Source organism: Luteimonas cucumeris (assembly GCF_007830035.1).
In the GTDB taxonomy this organism is placed as follows: Bacteria; Pseudomonadota; Gammaproteobacteria; order Xanthomonadales; family Xanthomonadaceae; genus Luteimonas_C; species Luteimonas_C cucumeris.
In genome coordinates this window covers 144,857-159,805 of record NZ_VLKN01000006.1, presented here as the reverse complement: position 1 = coordinate 159,805, position 14,949 = coordinate 144,857, and the positions used below count along the sequence as shown (strand labels likewise).

Genomic DNA, 14,949 nt, shown 5'->3' with positions numbered 1-14,949 from the left:
ATGCGCGTCAACCTGCTCGCCGCGGCCGTGCTCGCCGCCACCCTCGCCGCCTGCCAGGGCAGTGAGGCTCCATCCTCGGCGGCGGCGCCAGAAGCCAAGCCTGCGACTGCAACCACGACCGCGTCCGAACAGGACGCGAAGTTCGCCGACCTCTCCCGGCGCTGGCTCGATGGCTGGCTGCAGCTGAATCCGGTGAGCGCCACCCAGATCGGCGACCATCGCTTCGACGCGCAGGTCGACGACCTCAGTGCCGCCGGTCGCCAGCGCAGCCTGGATTTCAGCCGGAAGATGCTGGCCGAACTCGACGCGATCGATGCCAGCCAGCTGTCGCGCGGCAACCAGGTCGACGCCATGATCCTGCGCAACCAGTTGCGTGGCGACATCTGGAACATCGAGACGTTCCAGAGCTGGGCCTGGGACCCGCAGGTGTACAGCGGCCTCGCTGGCAGCGCGATCTACAACCTGATGGCACGCGAATACGCGCCGATGTCGGAACGACTGAAGTCCACCACGGCACGCATGCAGCAGATCCCGACGATCTTCGCGCAGGCGCGAGAGAACCTCGATCCGGCGCGCGTGCCGGAGATCCACGCCAAGACGGTCGCAAAGCAGAACGCCGGCGTGCTCAGCCTGATCGACACCTTCATCCTGCCCAACGCCGACCAGTTGGCCGGCGACGAGCGCAAGCAGCTCGACGCTGCCGTCGCCAGCCTGCGCGAGGCGGTGGCCGAGCAGCAGACCTGGCTCGACAAGACTTTGGTGCCGAATGCCAAGGGCGATTTCCGCATCGGCCAGAAACTCTATGACGAGAAGCTGCAGTTCTCGCTGAACTCGGCATTGTCACGCGCCGAGATCCGCCAGCGCGCCGAGGCCGAACTCAAGCGCGTGCGCGCCGAGATGTACGACATCGCGCGCACCGTGCTGAAGGACAAGCCCGGCGCACCGGAAACGCCGGATGCACCGAGCGACGATCAGCGGCAGAAGGCGATCGAAGCAGCGCTGGAACTCGCCTACGCCGAGCGCCCTGCGCGCGACCAGGTGGTGGACTTCGCCAAGAAGACCCTGGCCGATGCCACCGCGTTCACCCGCGCCAAGGACCTGGTCACCGTGCCGGACGATCCGGTCAAGATCATCCTGATGCCGGAATTCCAGCGCGGCGTGGCGGTCGCCTATGCCGATTCGCCCGGTCCGCTGGACAAGGGCCTGGACACCTACTACGCGATCTCGCCGATCCCGGACGACTGGAACGACGAACAGGTCGACTCGTTCCTGCGCGAGTACAACGACCGCATGATCCACCTGCTGTCGATCCACGAGGCGATGCCGGGCCACTACCTGGAAGGCGCGCATTCGGTGAAATCGCCGTCGACGCTGCGCGCGGTGCTGCGTTCGGGCCTGTTCGCGGAAGGCTGGGCGGTCTATACCGAGGACATGATGGCCGATGCCGGCTACCTCGAAAACGATCCGCTGTTCCGCCTGGTGCAGCTGAAGTTCTACCTGCGCACGATCGCCAACGCGATCCTCGACCAGGGCGTGCACGTCGACGACTGGACGCGCGAACAGGCGATGGAACTGATGACGAAGCAGGCGTTCCAGCAGGAAAGCGAAGCCGCCGGCAAATGGGTGCGCGCGCAGCTGACCTCGGCGCAGTTGCCGACCTACTTCGTCGGTGCCCAGGAATTCTTCGACATGCGCCAGGCGGTCGAAGCCAGGCAGGGCGACAAGTTCGACCTCAAGGCCTACCACGACAAGGTGCTATCGTTCGGCGCCCCGCCGGTGCGCTTCGTACGCCAGCTGATGCTCGACGAACCGATCCGTTAGATCAGTCCCACCCGGCGCATCCCGCATGCGCCGGGTAGCGTGCGCTGTGCGCACGGCGCCTCCCTTAGTTGACGCGAATTCCGCCGCATGATGCGGTGGGAGTCGTGCGCGCAGCGCACGCTACGGCGCTACTTTCGCATTGATACGCAAGGAGCTCCTTTCAGAGCTCCGATGCGCGCCGGACTAATTCTTCTCCGGCTTGTCCTTCTCCACCGGCACCAGCCGCAGGTCCTGGAAATCGAAGCTGAAGTCGGTCAGCGGCGACACCGGTTCCATCCGCACCTCGCGGATCTTGCCGTCCGGCGTCAGCGCGAAGCTGAGGAAGGCGTCCGCGTTCAGCGAGCGGTCGCGCCACTTCACCAGGAACACGTCGTGCTGCCAGTGTTCCAGGTCGCCGAGCAGCTGCGCAGTCTTGGAGAACTGGATCTGCAGGCCCTTGCCGCCCTGCGTGATCGCCACGCCGCCGTACCACGGATCGCGGTAGGTACCGGCGTACTGCGCCAGCGGCAACGACGGCTTCGAATTCGCGTCGCGTGCGGCGACATGCTTGTTCCAGTCCTCGTCGGCCTTGCCTTGCGACTTGGCCGTGGCCGCGGCGTAGGCCGCCACCCAATCGGTTGCCGGCGCGTCCAGCATCGCGTCCAGCGCGCGCAACGTGATCGCGTTGAACGCGGCGCCGATCTCGGCGTTGGTCAACACCACCACGCCGAGGTTGCGATTCGGCACCAGTGTCAGCCGCGACACCATGCCCGGCCAGCCGCCGGTGTGCCAGACCAGCTTCTCGCCGCGATAGTCGGACAGGTTCCAGCCTTCGCCGTAGCCGGAGAAGTTCGGCGTGGCGGCGGCCAGTTCGGGCACCGAAGGTTCGCGGATCGGGATCGGGGTGATGATCGACCACATCTCCTTCTGCCGCCCGGCGCTGAACAGGCGCCTGGCATCGTCGCCTTCGCCGGAGATCACACCGCCGGCCAGCTGCGTGTTCATCCACTTGGTGAGGTCGTGCACGCTCGAGTAGATGCCACCGGCGGCGGCCACGTTGGACCAGGACATCATCGGTACTGGCTTGAGGTCCTTGAAGTCTGACTTGGCGTGGCCGATGGCGACATTGTCGCCCGGGCGCAGCGCGTCGCTGTTGAAGCGCGTCGCGTCCATGCCCAGCGGTTCGAAGATGCGCGTGCGCAGGAACTTCTCGTAGCTCATGCCGCTGGCCTGTTCGATCACCAGCTGCGCCACGCCATACAGGATGTTGTCGTAGGCGTACTGGCTGCGGAAATTGCCGGTCAGCGGCACGCTGCGCAGGCGTTCGACGATCTCGCGCGTGCTGTAGGTGGTCGCCGGCCAGAACAGCAGGTCGCCCGCGCCCAGGCTCAGGCCGCTGCGGTGCACCAGCAGGTCGCGGATGCGCATCTCGCGGGTGACGTAGGGATCCGACATCTGGAACCACGGCAGATGGTCGATGACGCGATCGTCCAGTTTCAACTTGCCGTCGTCGGCGAGGATCGACAGCGATGCCGCGGTGAACGCCTTGGTGTTGGAAGCGATCGCAAACAGCGTGTGCGCGTCGACCGGTGTGTCGTCGCCGATCTTGCGTACCCCGAAACCGCGCTCGAGCACGATCTCGCCGTCCTTGACGATCGCCACCGCGATGCCCGGCACGTCGAACTGCTCGCGCACGCGCTCGACGTAGGCGTCGAAGTCCTGCAGGCCTGCCGGGGTTCCGGCTACGGGAGCCGGCGTCTCCGCGGCGAACACGCCGCTGCAGCCGGCGACCGACAACAACACGAAACAGGCGCCGCGCAACATCGGCGAGACAGCAGGCATACGGAACCCCCTGGATGGAATTGGCCGGGCCATTGTAGTCAGGCCCGTCGCGATGACCCCATGCCATCGGTTGGTGCGCTACCCTGCAGGCGGATTTCCACCGGAATTCGGAATGGGATTCACCACTCTCCTCCCTGCAGCGCCGCTGTCGTCGATGGTCGAGATGATCTGGGACTGGGACATGCCGGCAACGCCGCATCGCCTGGAGCGGATGCTGCCGTCGGCCAAGGCCCAGCTCACCATCAACCTGGCCGAAGACGAAACCCGCGTCTACGACGATGCCCTCGCCTGCCAGCGCCAGGCCGGTGCGGCGTTCGATGCGCCCTCGAACCGCAGCTTCATCATCGATACCGCCGAACAGGTGGCGGTGATGGGTGTCGTGTTCCGCGCAGGTGGCGCTGCGCCTCTGTTCCGCGAACGCATGGACCTGCTGGTCAATGCCCATGTCGACCTCGATGCGCTGGCCAGCGGCAGCGCGCGTACATTGCGGCGGCGCCTTCTCGAGGCCGCCGATGCCGCGGCGCGGTTGCGGATCGTGCACGCCTGGCTACTGCACAAGGGCGGTGCGGCGTCGCCGCACGTTGTGATCGCCCATGCGCTGCGCGCGTTCGACGCGTGCCCGCAGGTGCAGCGCATCGATGCCATCGCGGCCGATTGCCAGCTGTCGCCACGCCGTTTCGGCGAACTGTTCCGCGAACAGGTAGGCATGTCGCCGAAACGCTATGCCCGGTTGCAGCGCTTCCACCATCTGCTAGGCCAGGTGCAGGGCAGCGCGTCGGTGGACTGGGCGGCCGTCGCGATCGATTGCGGTTTCCACGACCAGCCGCACCTGGTGCACGAATTCCGGGCATTCTCCGGCCTCACCCCCACGGCGTACCTCGCGCAGCGGGGTCCTCACCGCCATCACGTACCATTGGATTGACGTCGCGACCTGCAAGACCGTGTCAATGATGATTCATCGCGCATGCCAACGACGCAGGGGATTTACAGCGCGATTTTCCTGCGCTGCAAGCCGGTAGTACGATAGGCCGATGGATACGAACATCCGCATCGGCATCGGCGGCTGGACCTACGTGCCGTGGCGCAGCAATTTCTATCCGCCCGGCCTCGTGCAACGACGCGAGCTGGAATATGCCAGCCGCCACGTCACCGCCATCGAGATCAACGGCACTTACTACGGCGCGCAGAAACCTGCGACGTACGCGAAATGGCGCGACGAAACGCCTGCAGGCTTCCTGTTCTCCGCCAAGGCGCCGAAACGCATCATGGCTTCGCGCGTGCTGGCGAAAGCCGGTGCACAGATCGAGGATTTCGTTTCCGGCATCGCTGAACTGGGTGCCAAGCTCGGACCGCTGGTGTGGCAGTTCGAACGCGGGAAGAACATCGACTTCGAGGATTTCGCCGCCTTCCTCGAACTGCTTCCGAAGGCCGCGGACGGTCGCACGCTGCGGCATGCCCTGGATGTGCGCAATCCCGGCTTCGTCGACCATCGCTTCCTGGCACTGGCGCGACAATGCGGCATGGCCACGGTGTTCACCGATTCGCCCGATCATCCGTCCTTTGCCGACATCACCGCCGATTTCGTCTACGCACGCCTGATGCGCGCGCAATCCGACATCGCCACCGGCTATGCGAAGGTCGACCTCGAGCGTTGGGCACGGCGCGCCCGCCAATGGGCCAGTGGCGGCGAAGCGGACGACCTGCCGCGCATCGATCCTGTGGTGAGCGCGCCGACGCGGCCACGCGACGTGTTCATCTATTTCATCAGCGCCGCCAAGGAGCGCAATCCGGCCGCCGCGATGGCCTTGCAGCAACAACTGGGCCTCGCTCCAGCGGAAGCCTTTAGCCCCTGAGCCAAGGGTGTGGTGACCCTGCCATTCGGCACTGTCGACTCACGTGGCCTTGTCCGAGATTGACGCATCATCGGCCGACTTCCCACAGGAGACAGCCATGCACACGCGTCGCGATTTCCTCGCCAGCACCGCCCTGTCCGCCACCGCCATCGCGCTGATGCCGCTGGCCGCATGCAGCCAGGAAACAACACCTGCCGCGAACCCCACCGCAACACCGCTCGCCGCCACCGCCGACACGCCGTTCTCAGGCACGCTGATCAAGCGCACGATTCCTTCCAGCGGCGAGCAGGTCCCGGCGATCGGCATGGGCACGTCCGGCAGTTTCGAAGTCGGCTCCGCAGTGGCCGAACGGGATCCGCTGCGCGAGGTGCTGAAACGCTTCGTCGCCGCTGGTGCGTCGGTGATCGACACCGCGCCAACCTACGGCAGCGCCGAGGACGTGCTCGGCGACCTGTTGGCGGAGGCCAAGGCCCGCGACAGGATCTTCCTCGCCACCAAGCTGTCCGGCGTCAGCGGCCGCGACGAAGGCCTGACGCAGTTCAATGATTCCCTGCGCCGGCTGCGCACCGACAAGGTCGAACTGCTGCAGGTCCACAACCTGCGCGACACCGCGACCCAGTTCGAGCTCGCCCGCGAGCTGAAGCAGCAGGGCAAGGTGAAGTACACCGGACTGACGCATTACGTCGAACGCGCGCACGAGGAACTGGCCGACGCCATGCAGAAGTTCAAGCCGGACTTCGTGCAGATCAACTATTCGCCCGTATCGCGCGGCGCCGAGCAGCGCATCTTCCCGCTTGCCAAGGAACTGGGCATCGCGGTGATGATCAATCGCGCATTCGAGGACGGCGACCTGTTCGGCCGGGTCAAGGGCAAGCCGGTTCCGGACTGGGCCAAAGACGTGGGCGCGGATTCCTGGGCGCAGCTGTTCCTGAAGTTCGTGCTCAGCCAGCCGGAGGTGACGGTGGTGATTCCGGCGACGTCCAAGCCGAAGAACCAGACCGACAACCTGAAGGCCGGCGTCGGCGGAGTGCTCGACGAGAAGCAGCGCGCAGCACTGATCGCGGCATTGGGCTGACGCCAGTTGAAGCCTGAAAGCGCTCCGCTTCCCAGGCCGTCTTTCCCGCCTTCGCGGGAATGACGGCTGAAGGCAAAAGACAAGGAATCCGCGCATGCTACGCCGCTGGCTGACCCGCCTGTTCAACCTCGAAAGCGAAGAAGCCGGCGCCGTCACCGCCGGCTTCCTGATGTTCTTCCTGCTGTTCGCGGGCTATTTCATGCTGCGGCCGGTGCGCGAGACGATGGGCATCACCGGTGGCGTCGACAACCTGCAATGGCTGTTCACCGGCACCTTCGTGGCCACGCTGGCGGCGATGCCGCTGTTCGGATGGGTCGCCGCGCGCGTGCGGCGGCGCCGGATCCTGTACTGGGTGTTCGGCTTCTTCGCGCTCAACCTGACGGCGTTCGCGTTCGGTTTCCTGGCGCAGCCGGACAACGTCTGGCTGGCACGCACGTTCTACATCTGGATTTCGGTCTTCAACATGATCGCGATCTCGGTGGCCTGGAGCGTGCTGGTCGACCTGTTTGCCGTCGGCCAGGCCAAGCGCCTGTTCGGACTGATGGCCGCCGGTGCCAGCCTCGGCGGCCTGACCGGACCGCTGCTCGCGGTGCTGCTGGTCGAACGCATCGGCCACGCCGGACTGTTGTTCCTGTCCGCCGTGTTCCTGCTGGCGGCCGCTGGCGCCGCACGACGGGTGCAGCACTGGCGCGATGCGCATCCATTGTCGGCAGAGGAAACCCTGCAGCGGCAGCGTCCACTCGGCGGCAGCCCGTTCGCCGGCGCGACCGAAGTGCTGCGCTCGCCTTTCATGCTCGGCATCGCGGCGTTCGTGCTGCTGCTGGCCAGCGTCACCACTTTCCTCTACTTCGAGCAGGCACGTCTGGTGGAGCTCAACTTCCCGGACAAGGCCGACCAGACCCGGGTGTTCGGCACCATCGATGCGATCGTGCAGAGCCTGGCGATCCTGTCGCAGCTGTTCATCACCGGCCGCCTGGCGCAGCGGCTCGGTGTCGGCGTACTGCTGGTCGCAGTGCCGGTGGTGGCGATGTTTGGTTTCCTGTGGCTGGCGTTCGCGCCGACTTTCGCGGTGCTGGCGATCGTCATGGTGGTACGCCGCGCCGGCGAGTATGCCTTCGTGCGCCCGGGCCGGGAGATGCTGTGGACCGCGGTCACGCCGGAGGCGAAGTACAAGGCCAAGAATTTCGTCGACACCGTGGTCTACCGCGGCGCCGATGCGGTCAGTGCCTGGGTCAAGTCCGGCGTCGACCTGCTGGCGCAGCAGCCGGCCGTGGCGGCATTGCTGGGCGCCGCGTTGGCGCTGCTGTGGGCGTTCAATGGCGGCGTGCTCGCACGCATGCACCGGCGCTTGACGTAGGGCGGTTCCAGGTCCGCCGCTTCGAGCCCGCCTGCAGCGGAATTGCAGTTGAGATTACGGAGGGTTGGTGGTGGGCCCGGGCTCCGCCTACGACAGCGGACGTCGCAGCAGGTACAAAGCGACGGCCATGCCGATCGCGCTGGTCAACGCCACGTAATGTGCGGGTGCCAGGCCGCCGACCGTCTGCGACAGATAGCCGATCAGCGGCGGCGTCAATCCACCGAAGATCGCGTACGCCACGTTGTAGGAAAACGACAGGCCCGAAAACCGCACCCGTGCCGGGAACGCCGCCACCATCACCGTCGGCACCACCGCGACGACACCGGTGAAGAATCCGGCCAGCGCATACAGCGCGATGAAATGCGTCGCATCACCCGTCGCCAGGTGCAGGTACAACGCGTAGGTGCTGGCCGCCAGCCCCGCAGCGCCGACCAGCAACGCCAACGCCATGCCGAACCGGTCCGCCGCCAACCCGGCAACCAGGCAGCCGATCACCAGGCACAGGGTGGCGATGCTGTTGCCATGGAACGCCAGCGCCGCCGGCAACTGGAACGAGGACTGCACCAGGGTCGGCGTCATCAGTACCACCACGACGATCGCCGCGGTCAGCATCCACGTCGCCAGCATCGACAACAGCACGCTGCCGCGATGGTTCGCCAGCACCTCGCGTAGCGGCAACCGGCTGGCCAGCTGCTTGCGCTCGCGCATCTCGGTGAACACCGGCGTCTCGTGCAACCAGCGCCGCAGGTAGACCGCGATGAACCCGAACACGCCACCCAGCAGGAACGGAACGCGCCAGACGAAGTCCTGCACCTGCTCCGGAGTGAAGCGGCTGTTGATCCACGCCGCCAGCAGCGAACCGATCAGGATGCCCGCGGTCAGGCCCGAGGTCAGGCTGGCGCAGGCGAAACCGACACGACGCGGCGGCACGTGCTCGGCCACGAACACCCATGCGCCGGGCACTTCGCCGCCGACAGCGATGCCCTGCACCACGCGCAGCAACAACAGCAGCAGCGGAGCAAGCAGGCCGATCTGCGCATAGGTCGGCAGCAGGCCGATCAACAGCGTCGGCACCGACATCAGGAACACGCTGAGCGTGAACATGCGCTTGCGCCCGACCAGATCGCCGAAATGCGCCATCACCACTCCGCCCAGTGGTCGCGCCAGGTAGCCGACGGCAAAGATGCCGTACACCTGCAACTGCGACAGCCACGGCGCGGTATCCGGCGGAAAGAACAGCACGCCCAGCGTCTTGGTGAAGAACACGAAGACGACGAAATCGTAGAACTCCAGTGCACCGCCCAGCGCCGACAACGCCAGCGTCTTGGCGTCGCGACGATCGAACGGCCGCTGCCGGCCGGCGGCGATGGCGTCAATGGCATTCATTCCGGGATTCCGTGCATGAGTCGCAGGCGCGGAACATCGCATCTTCCGGCTGCTGGCGTCCAGCGGGGTCCTCAGGCTGGAAGCCCAACTAACCAACCTCGTTGCTTGATCTGAGATGCGATCACGACAGTCCGCGTACGTTTGGCATTCCTGCTGAACGGCGACCGGGATGGCAGCGGAGGAGCTATTTTTTGTCGGCAACGACGCAAGTCTTCGACCCTTGCGGATCGGCTTTGACTAGCTGCGACTGTTGTAAAGCGCTTCCGCCCGCTAACGTGGGCGGTAACTCTGCAGTTTGCGGCAAGAGCGTAGGAGCGAGTGGCCGCAACGACGCAAGTTCCCGACCCTTGCGGGTCGGCTTTTCCGCCTGCTACCGCAGTCGGGTCACTTTCTTTGCTGGCCCAAAGAAAGTAACCAAAGAAAGGGCCCGAAGCCGGCTTGGCAGGCGTTGCACTCAATGGGCGCTAGTTCGGTGCAGCTTTCATCGCGAATGATCTTCTTGTTCTCGCTTGAAATCAGATCACCGCGCTTGCGTGTCCTTCGCAGTCTGCCAATTTATTTGGGCTTAGCCGCGGCTGTTGGCTGTTGGCACGAACTGTCAGCGATCCGAGCTACTCCATAGACCCGAAGGGCGGCGGCCATGGATGGCCGCCGTTTTCCGACCGAGCCAGGAGGGCGAGTCGGAAAATCGCGCGCCACTCCCCAACTGGCCGGATTGACTTGTCGGGGAGGGGCCTTCTCTTTGGTTACTTTCTCTTGGCCCCATCAAGAGAAAGTGACCCGACTGCGGTAGCAGGCGGAAGCGCTTTACAACAGCCGTAGGCTGGTCAAACCCGACCGGAGGTCGGCAAACGCGTCGCCCCTTCAACGGCAAGAGCAAGTCGCTGGATCCCCGCCCTCGCGGGGATGACGGCTAAAAAAGCAAACAGCAACAGCAGGCTCGCTGCGCCATCAATCTCTTCCAACCGGGAGTGACGCAACGCGTCGGCCGCATAATGCGCACATGCCAATGACCCCCACCACCAAAGCCCAGTTCCAGATCCACGCCTGTGTACTGCTGTGGGGCTTCACCGCCATCTTCGGCAAACTGATCACGCTGCCGGCGTTGCCGCTGGTGTGGTGGCGCATGCTGCTGGTGGTGGCGGTACTGGCCCTGGTGCCACGCGTGTGGCGTGGCCTGCGCGCAATGTCGCCGCGACTGGCGTTGGCCTATTGCGGCATCGGCGTGCTGGTCGCGCTGCACTGGCTGACCTTCTATGGCTCGATCAAGCTGTCCAACGCCTCCGTCGGCGCCACCTGCATCGCGTTGGCGACGCCGATGACCGCGCTGCTGGAACCGTGGCTGGTACGGCGCCCGTTCTCGCTGCGCGACGTGCTGCTCGGCATCGCGGTGCTGCCCGGCGTGGTCCTCGTGGTCGGCGGCGTGCCCGCCGACATGCGCCTGGGCGTCGCGATCGGGGTCTTGTCGGCGTTGCTGGTGGCGCTGTTCGGTTCGCTCAACAAGCGCCTGGTCGAGCATGGCGATCCGCTGACGGTGACCGCGCTGGAACTCGGCGCCGGCGTGCTGTTGCTGACCTTGCTGGCGCCGTTGATGCCGCTGGTCTTTCCCGCATTCTCCGGCGACCTGTTCGCGCTGCCCGGCCTCCAGGACGCCGGCTACCTGCTCGCCCTCGCGCTGGCCTGCACCCTGCTTCCGTTCGCGCTGTCGCTGGTGGCGCTGCGCCACATGAGCGCCTTCGCCGCGCAGCTGGCGATCAACCTGGAGCCGGTTTACGCCATCATCCTGGCGATCCTGCTGCTCAACGAACAACGCGAACTGACGCCGCAGTTCTATCTGGGCGTGGCCATCATCCTGGCCGCCGTGCTGGTCTATCCACTGATCGGCCGGCCCAGGCGCCTGCAGCACCCCGAAGTGCTGGCGACTTCCGAAGCCAAGGGCGCGGCGGACTGACGCTCAGTGTTCGCGGCCGGGTCCGACCGGATCGCCCTCGCCATCGAAAGCCGGCGGGTAATAGAAGTTCAGCGTCTTCAGCAAGGTGCGCCCCGTGTTGCGGATTTCGTGGCGCTCGCGTTTCTCGATCACCAGCAGCGTACCGGTCTTCAAGGGCACGCGCCTGCCCTCCACGGTGGCGACGCCGGTGCCCGACACCACGTACAGCCATTGGTCGGCGCCGCGATGGCGATTGTCCTCGTCGCCTTCGCAATCGCCGGGCGCCAGCACCATTTCCGCCGCCTGTGCCCTGCGCACGCTGAAAGCGACACGGAAGCCCTTTCCGAACCTCAGCGATTTGCGCTGCATGCGTCGTAGCCGTCGAATCCGGGAACGCCAAGGTACGCGGCGCGGCGTCAATTCCGCATGCAGGCGGGCACGCCTCAGCGGATGGCGAACACGTCGTAGGCCACGTAGCCGCCGTCACCGCCCTTCACCGCGACCGCCTTGCCGATCGCCTGCACCTGGTTCAACCACAGGTAAGCCGGATGCGAAGTCTGGAACACCGGCGCGATCACGAAATAGATATCGTCCGACGTCAACGTCGCGCCCGCGCCCATCGCCTGGTACTGCTGCGGCGACATGCGGATGACGCCGCCATAACGTACGTGGATCAGGGCATCGTCACCGGTGCGCAGGGTCATTCGCGCATCGACCTGCAGCGTGCCGTCGGGCATCGTCCGCAGCCAGTCGCCGGTCGGCGCGACGATCGCGGCCTCGATCCGCGGACCCTTCGCCCAGCCGCTGTCGCTGTGGAAGATCGTAAGCGCGTCGTCGACCGCCAACGGCGGTCCCGCCATCGGCGCATGCAGCGTCAGCAGATAGTCGTTGTGCAGCTGGACCGTGGCCCTGGACATGATCTACTCCATGCAGACGGCTTCGACATTGTTGCCGTCGGGGTCGAGCAGGAATGCGGCGTAGTAGTCGGGGCTGTAGTCGCTGCGCACGCCGGGCTTGCCATTGTCGCGCCCGCCCGCCTCCAGGCCGGCGGCGTGGAAACGATCCACCGCGCTGCGATCCCGTGCCTTGAACGCCAGGTGCACGCCGCTGCCGGACGACGGCTGCGCATACAGCCACAACGCCGGTTCGCCGGGCGGGCCGAAGCCGGTACCGGAATCGTCGATCGCGTGGCCGAGCGGCTTCAGCGCCGCGGCGTAGAAACGGACGCTGGCCGCGACGTCCTTCACTTTCAGGCCGATATGGTCGTACATGGCAACCTCCTGTGCGGGAGGATCTATCGTCGCGCGCTCGCGACCAGCCGTTCTTGGAGAATCTTGCGATCGCCGCGCGCGGCCTGCCGGAAGTGCCGCGGCGAAGCGCCGGCGGCACGATGGAAGGTCCGCACGAAGTTGGACACGTCGCCGAAACCCGCATCGAACGCGACATCGGTGATCGCACGCCCATCGACGGCCAGCATCCGCGCCGCACGGCGCAGTCGCGCACGCACCAGGTACTGGTGCGGCGTGACGCCGGTGACATCCGCGAACAGGCGCAGGAAATGGAACGGGCTGAGGCCGGCGATTTCCGCGGCCTGCTGCAGGTCCACGTCCGTAGTGCAATGGGAATCCAGCCACAGCGCCGCTTCGACCGCGCGCCGGTGGTCGCGCGCCCGCGCCTGCGGCGAACGCGAGCGCCAGCGTTCGCGTCGCTGCCCGGACGCCAGGTCGATGAAACGCGCCACGAACGCCAGCGCGATTTCGTCGATGCCGATATCGCTGCGACCTTCCGCCACGGCCTGTGCCATTTCTCCCCACACCATCAGTTCCGGAAGCGGCGGCAGGCATCCCAGGCGCCAGGTGTCGATGCGATCGCCAAGCGTCTCGACCAGCGCCGGCGACAGGTGGAACGACAGGCATTCGTCGCCGCAGGCGTGGTGATCATGGGTACACATGAATTCGTCGCCCGGGTATCCGATCAAAATCGCGCCAGCGACCAGTTCATGCGCCCGGCCGCGGCTGCATACGCCGAAACTGCCCTTGCGCACGTACGACACCGAGTGGCTGCCGAACGACTCCACATACGGCCGGCTGTCCGGTCCGGCGCTGCAGCGATAGTCCAGCACGGCAAGCGAAGCGTTACGGAACAGGATTCCGGCCATGCCCAAGCCTACACCGGCGTTCATCGACGCAGGTCTAACCTGATGAAACCGGGCCAAATCCTGCGTTTGGCACCGTGCGAAGATGAATACGGTTCCGGCCGAAGCGGAACCTGCTACGCCCGCATCGGTCCACCTATCCGTGTCCTTGGCTCGGCCATCATGATCGCAAACGACATGCCTACCGCAGAACCCCGCCGCCGCTTCGTGATCGCCTCGACCCTGACACTCGCCGGCTTCGTGTTCGGTTGCAGCCGGCAGAGTCCGGCCGTGGCCGCCGCCAGCGCGAACGCAGCGGCGTCCGGGCCGGTCACGCTGGTCGAATTTTCCGATGACGGCAGGCGGCTGCGCAGCGTCACCGTACCGAAACTGGTCAAGTCCGAGACCGAGTGGCGCAGGCAGCTCTCGCCCGCCGCGTTCAACGTCACTCGCCGCGCCGGCACCGAGCGCGCCTACTCCGGCGCGCTGCTGGACGTGCACGACAAGGGCGTGTTCCGCTGCATCTGCTGCGATACCGCGCTGTTCGATTCGGCCACCAAGTTCGAATCCGGCACCGGCTGGCCGAGCTTCTGGCAACCGATCGCGCGCGGGAACGTCCACGAACACGAGGACCGCACGTTCGGCATGGTCCGCACCGGCGTTTCCTGCGCTCGCTGCGATGCGCACCTGGGCCATGTCTTCGACGATGGCCCGAAACCCACCGGCCTGCGCTATTGCATGAATTCGGTCGCGCTCAGGTTTGCCAGGGCCACCTGAGCACCCGCCGCCACTGGAGCCCCCAATGGACATCCGCACTCTTGCCCGCTGCTCCCTCCGCGCACTGCTGGCTGCCGCCGTCTGCACCGCATTGCTGGCCTGCAATGCCGGCATCGCCAGCAGCAAGCCGGTGGCGTTGCCGGATCCTGAGATCGACCCGCCATTCTCCACCAGTGACAGCGCGACGGCGGTACTTGCCGGCGGCTGTTTCTGGGGCGTCGAAGCGGTGTTCGAACACGTAAAAGGCGTACGACAGGTTTCGTCCGGTTACGCCGGCGGCGACGCGGACGATGCCAATTACCATGCCGTCAGCCGCGGTCGCAGCGACCATGCGGAGGTCGTCAAGGTAGTCTATGACCCTTCGCAGATCAGCTATGGCCAGTTGCTGAAGGTGTTTTTTTCGGTCGCGCACGATCCGACTCAATTGAACCGGCAGGGTCCGGATCGCGGCAGGCAGTATCGGTCAGCGATCTTCTACGGCGATGCGCAGCAGAAGCGGATCGCGCAGGCCTACGTGGCACAACTCGATGCGGCGAAGGCGTTTCCGTCGCCGATCGTCACCCAGCTGGTGCCGCTGCAGAAGTTCCATCCGGCCGAGGCCTATCACCAGGATTACGCGCGGCTGCATCCGAACGATCCGTACATCGTCCATAACGATGCGCCAAAAGTGGTGGCGTTGAAGCAGCAGTTTCCCAAGCTATATCGGCCTGAGCCGATCGCGGTCAGCGTGCGCTGAGGATTATTGGCTCTGCTTGCAGCCGTCATCTCGCGAAAGCGGGAATGACGGCTTGAAAG

At 65.7% G+C, this 14,949-nt stretch carries 14 protein-coding genes; 8 read left to right on the top strand and 6 right to left on the bottom strand.

The genetic code is table 11. The features are described from left to right. Entirely contained in the window at positions 1-1,821 is a 1,821-nt protein-coding gene (locus IP90_RS13245) for a DUF885 domain-containing protein (protein WP_144900126.1), read from the top strand. A gap of 183 nt (positions 1,822-2,004) precedes the next feature. Here the strand turns inward: IP90_RS13245 and IP90_RS13240 are convergent, their stop codons facing one another. Next, positions 2,005-3,624, bottom strand: a complete 1,620-nt coding sequence (locus tag IP90_RS13240) for a serine hydrolase (RefSeq protein ID WP_199753488.1) — start codon at positions 3,622-3,624, stop codon at positions 2,005-2,007. A 130-nt stretch (positions 3,625-3,754) separates the two neighbouring features. On the opposite strand from IP90_RS13240, the gene IP90_RS13235 reads away from it, so the two are divergent. From IP90_RS13235 to IP90_RS13220, 4 genes are all read left to right on the top strand, one after another. Then, positions 3,755-4,564, top strand: a complete 810-nt coding sequence (locus tag IP90_RS13235; protein ID WP_144900124.1) for a helix-turn-helix domain-containing protein — start codon at positions 3,755-3,757, stop codon at positions 4,562-4,564. 109 nt (positions 4,565-4,673) lie between these two features. Next, positions 4,674-5,495, top strand: coding sequence for a DUF72 domain-containing protein (locus IP90_RS13230; RefSeq protein WP_144900123.1), 822 nt, complete (start codon positions 4,674-4,676; stop codon positions 5,493-5,495). A gap of 97 nt (positions 5,496-5,592) precedes the next feature. Then, entirely contained in the window at positions 5,593-6,570 is a 978-nt protein-coding gene (locus IP90_RS13225) for an aldo/keto reductase (RefSeq protein WP_144900122.1), read from the top strand. 94 nt (positions 6,571-6,664) lie between these two features. Next, positions 6,665-7,927: an NTP/NDP exchange transporter gene (locus tag IP90_RS13220; protein WP_144900121.1), complete on the top strand. Its 1,263-nt coding sequence runs from the start codon at positions 6,665-6,667 to the stop codon at positions 7,925-7,927. An 87-nt stretch (positions 7,928-8,014) separates the two neighbouring features. On the opposite strand, the gene IP90_RS13215 is transcribed toward IP90_RS13220, so the two are convergent. Then, a complete protein-coding gene (locus IP90_RS13215; protein ID WP_144900120.1) occupies positions 8,015-9,313 on the bottom strand; it encodes an MFS transporter in 1,299 nt (432 codons plus the stop codon). 1,003 nt (positions 9,314-10,316) lie between these two features. Between IP90_RS13215 and IP90_RS13210 the strand changes: the two genes are divergently transcribed. After that, on the top strand, positions 10,317-11,264 hold the full coding sequence (locus tag IP90_RS13210) for a DMT family transporter (RefSeq protein ID WP_144900119.1): 948 nt from the start codon (positions 10,317-10,319) through the stop codon (positions 11,262-11,264). Positions 11,265-11,267: 3 nt separating this feature from the next. Here IP90_RS13210 and IP90_RS13205 read toward each other — a convergent pair whose 3' ends face one another. The 4 genes from IP90_RS13205 to IP90_RS13190 all read right to left on the bottom strand — a co-directional run bounded on the left by IP90_RS13205 (position 11,268) and on the right by IP90_RS13190 (position 13,401). Then, positions 11,268-11,612, bottom strand: a complete 345-nt coding sequence (locus IP90_RS13205) for a cupin domain-containing protein (protein ID WP_144900118.1) — start codon at positions 11,610-11,612, stop codon at positions 11,268-11,270. 74 nt (positions 11,613-11,686) lie between these two features. Beyond that, the gene (locus IP90_RS13200; RefSeq protein ID WP_144900117.1) at positions 11,687-12,160 is read right to left on the bottom strand and encodes a DUF3237 domain-containing protein; all 474 of its coding nucleotides are present in this window, start codon (positions 12,158-12,160) and stop codon (positions 11,687-11,689) included. 3 nt (positions 12,161-12,163) lie between these two features. Continuing rightward, positions 12,164-12,514, bottom strand: coding sequence for a VOC family protein (locus tag IP90_RS13195; protein ID WP_144900116.1), 351 nt, complete (start codon positions 12,512-12,514; stop codon positions 12,164-12,166). Between the two features lie 23 nt (positions 12,515-12,537). Then, on the bottom strand, positions 12,538-13,401 hold the full coding sequence (locus IP90_RS13190) for a helix-turn-helix domain-containing protein (protein ID WP_144900115.1): 864 nt from the start codon (positions 13,399-13,401) through the stop codon (positions 12,538-12,540). 174 nt (positions 13,402-13,575) lie between these two features. Between IP90_RS13190 and msrB the strand changes: the two genes are divergently transcribed. After that, on the top strand, positions 13,576-14,154 hold the full coding sequence (msrB, locus tag IP90_RS13185) for a peptide-methionine (R)-S-oxide reductase MsrB (protein WP_144900114.1): 579 nt from the start codon (positions 13,576-13,578) through the stop codon (positions 14,152-14,154). Positions 14,155-14,179: 25 nt separating this feature from the next. Then, positions 14,180-14,890, top strand: a complete 711-nt coding sequence (msrA, locus tag IP90_RS13180; RefSeq protein ID WP_144900113.1) for a peptide-methionine (S)-S-oxide reductase MsrA — start codon at positions 14,180-14,182, stop codon at positions 14,888-14,890. The last annotated feature ends 59 nt before the right edge of the window (positions 14,891-14,949 follow it).

Bases quoted from the DNA above. Each gene is read 5' to 3' on its own strand.
- IP90_RS13245 (WP_144900126.1), top strand. From the start codon at position 1: ATGCGCGTCAACCTGCTCGCCGCGGCCGTGCTCGCCGCCACCCTCGCC.
- IP90_RS13240 (WP_199753488.1), bottom strand. From the start codon at position 3,624: ATGTTGCGCGGCGCCTGTTTCGTGTTGTTGTCGGTCGCCGGCTGCAGC.
- IP90_RS13235 (WP_144900124.1), top strand. From the start codon at position 3,755: ATGGGATTCACCACTCTCCTCCCTGCAGCGCCGCTGTCGTCGATGGTC.
- IP90_RS13230 (WP_144900123.1), top strand. From the start codon at position 4,674: ATGGATACGAACATCCGCATCGGCATCGGCGGCTGGACCTACGTGCCG.
- IP90_RS13225 (WP_144900122.1), top strand. From the start codon at position 5,593: ATGCACACGCGTCGCGATTTCCTCGCCAGCACCGCCCTGTCCGCCACC.
- IP90_RS13220 (WP_144900121.1), top strand. From the start codon at position 6,665: ATGCTACGCCGCTGGCTGACCCGCCTGTTCAACCTCGAAAGCGAAGAA.
- IP90_RS13215 (WP_144900120.1), bottom strand. From the start codon at position 9,313: ATGAATGCCATTGACGCCATCGCCGCCGGCCGGCAGCGGCCGTTCGAT.
- IP90_RS13210 (WP_144900119.1), top strand. From the start codon at position 10,317: ATGCCAATGACCCCCACCACCAAAGCCCAGTTCCAGATCCACGCCTGT.
- IP90_RS13205 (WP_144900118.1), bottom strand. From the start codon at position 11,612: ATGCAGCGCAAATCGCTGAGGTTCGGAAAGGGCTTCCGTGTCGCTTTC.
- IP90_RS13200 (WP_144900117.1), bottom strand. From the start codon at position 12,160: ATGTCCAGGGCCACGGTCCAGCTGCACAACGACTATCTGCTGACGCTG.
- IP90_RS13195 (WP_144900116.1), bottom strand. From the start codon at position 12,514: ATGTACGACCATATCGGCCTGAAAGTGAAGGACGTCGCGGCCAGCGTC.
- IP90_RS13190 (WP_144900115.1), bottom strand. From the start codon at position 13,401: ATGGCCGGAATCCTGTTCCGTAACGCTTCGCTTGCCGTGCTGGACTAT.
- msrB (WP_144900114.1), top strand. From the start codon at position 13,576: ATGCCTACCGCAGAACCCCGCCGCCGCTTCGTGATCGCCTCGACCCTG.
- msrA (WP_144900113.1), top strand. From the start codon at position 14,180: ATGGACATCCGCACTCTTGCCCGCTGCTCCCTCCGCGCACTGCTGGCT.